This is a genomic window from Pseudomonas sp., assembly GCF_035277045.1.
Lineage (GTDB): Bacteria > Pseudomonadota > Gammaproteobacteria > Pseudomonadales > Pseudomonadaceae > Aquipseudomonas.
Window position 1 is genome coordinate 1 of the sequence record NZ_DATELE010000168.1, and the last position, 2,366, is coordinate 2,366.

Annotated in this window: 2 protein-coding genes; both read left to right on the plus strand. The window is 64.4% G+C overall.

All coding sequences use genetic code 11. The features are described from left to right. A partial coding sequence (locus VJS90_RS08650) for a transposase (protein WP_324121011.1) occupies window positions 1-345 on the plus strand: 345 nt, incomplete at its 5' end. A gap of 806 nt (window positions 346-1,151) precedes the next feature. Continuing rightward, on the plus strand, window positions 1,152-2,261 hold the full coding sequence (locus VJS90_RS08655) for an ISAs1 family transposase (protein WP_324121013.1): 1,110 nt from the start codon (window positions 1,152-1,154) through the stop codon (window positions 2,259-2,261). Window positions 2,262-2,366 lie beyond the last annotated feature (105 nt).

Here is a 2,366-nt window from a genome sequence, read left to right on the forward strand (position 1 = left end):
ATCGGGAACTTCCCGAGCGCACGCCATTTCGCGGCCTGGCTGGGGTTGGTGCCGCGCCAGCACACGACTGGCGGCAAGATCCGTCTTGGTAGGATCACCAAGACGGGCAACCGGCAGATCCGGACCTTGCTGGTGCTCGGCGCCACCTCGATGGTGTACCGCGCCGAGCAGTGGAACAGTGCCGCGGGAGCGTGGGTGCGGGGGCTACTGGAGCGGCGTCCTGTTCGGCATGTGACGGTGGCCCTGGCCAACAAGATGGCGCGTATCGCCTGGGCGGTGATGGCGCGCAACGAGGTCTACCGTGCGAAGGGTGGTGCCGCGCCGGCTGCGGCAGCAACGGTGTGATGCACGAGCGCGCATGGTAGGCGGCGGGCGCAAGCCCGCTCGACCCGGCAGCAAGCGCTGAACAGCGTGATGGAAAGGGCTGCAAGCCAGGCAGTTTCAGGCGAAGCCGTTGAGAGTCGTGTGCCTCGAGCACGCCAAACAGATTGGCGCCTGACACGCATGCGAACATCCATGATGGCCAGCGGTCGATGCCGCGCAGCAGGCCGGACATAAGGATGCGACTGACCGGACTTTCCAAGCACGCCAGTGACAGGCTTCAGCGGGGTCGACCGCATTCCGAATGGAGGTAGGCCAGAGCGATAACGACAAACAGGCCAGCAAACAACCATGTGCAGGACCAACCCCGGCGGGCAGATGCTGCACGGCGCTTGTCGCTTGCGCCCGCTCCGGCGCAACGACAACGCCAGTCATGCGCGCGCTGGAATGTGCCTCTACCGTGACGGGCCGCGAACCTTCGAGGCTTCGTCACTCAGTGCTTCAGGCTGGTCTTGCAACTTGAACATGGCCCAAAGGCGAGGAGCGCAGAGCAACGCATCCCTCTCAGCCGCTCCCCCGCCGTGGATCAGTGGCCTGCCTGCGCTTTCTCTTTGAAGGACGCTCCGGCAGGCCACTGATCCACGGCTCGACCAGCATCTCCCAGTCGCACGGTCACAGGTCATCGCGTCGGTGTCGTCAATCCAGAAGGGGATTGGAAACAGGGCTATCGCATATGGCGTTAGCGTTAGCGCTGACGCTTGAGCGCGGGCGTTGCGGTGTAGGGGGCATGGCTGGAGGCTCGGCGATCACTTCAGCGCTGAGGCCGCCCCGTGGAAGAGTTCGTCGCCTGCTTCGCCGAGGTTGTGGACCCACGCCAGGACAACGCCCGCCACGACCTGCATGAGTTGTTGATGATCGCGCTCTGCACTCTGCTGTCTGGTGGCGAGGATTGCTCGGACATGGCGCTGTTCGGAGAGATCAAAGCGCCGTACCTGCGCCAGTTTCTGCGCCTGCGTCATGGCACGCCCAGCCATGACACCTTCAGCCGAGTGTTCCGCCTGCTCGACCCGAAAGCGTTCGAGACCTGCTTCACCCGCTTCATGCAGCGTTTCGCTGAGAGCCTGCGAGGCGTGGTGGCCGTCGATGGCAAGACGCTGCGGCGCTCGTTTGATCGTGCCACGGGCAAGTCGCCGCTGCATATGGTCCATGCCTGGTCCGCGGAGCAGCGCCTGCTGCTCGGTCAGGTGGCGGTCGACGGCAAGTCCAATGAGATCACAGCGGTGCCGAAGCTGCTGGAACTCCTGTCGCTGAAGGGCTGCATCGTCACCGCCGACGCACTCAACTGTCAGCGGGTCATCGCCGCCCAGGTGGTCGAACAGGGCGGGGATTATGTGCTCGCGCTGAAAGGCAACCAGGGCAGCCTGCACGCCGATGTTCGCTGTTTCTTCGACGACCCCACCCGCACCGCCGAGCTTGCCCACGTCACGGTCGATGGCGACCACGGCCGCATCGAGACCCGCGCCAGCCTGGTCTCGACCAACATCGCTTGGCTGCAAGAGCGACATGCCTGGCCCGGGCTGGCTGCCATTGGCCGCGTGCTCCGCACCCGCGAGGTGGGCGCCAAGATCAGCACTGAAACCGCCTACTACCTGCTGAGCACTCCGCTCAGCGCCGAGCATTTTGGTGGGGTGGCCCGCGCCCATTGGGGGGTGGAGAACGGCCTGCACTGGGTTCTCGATGTAACCATGAACGAAGACCAAGCCAGAACCCGCAAGGACCACGGACCGCAGAACATCGCCCTGCTGCGGCGCCTGGCTCTCAACCTTGCCAAGCTCGAAGGCTCCAAGGAGTCCATAAAAGGAAAGCGCATGCGCGCCGCATGGGATGACACTTTCCTCACCCGCCTCCTCGCCCAGTTCGGCAAAACCCATATGCGATAGCCCTGGACCAGAACTCTTCCGGCTTGACCTCGAACCCGGTGTCGGCTTTCCGCTCACCTTCCTCAGCCAAGACTGGGTGCCCTTTGCCCGCTTCCAGGAAGTCGG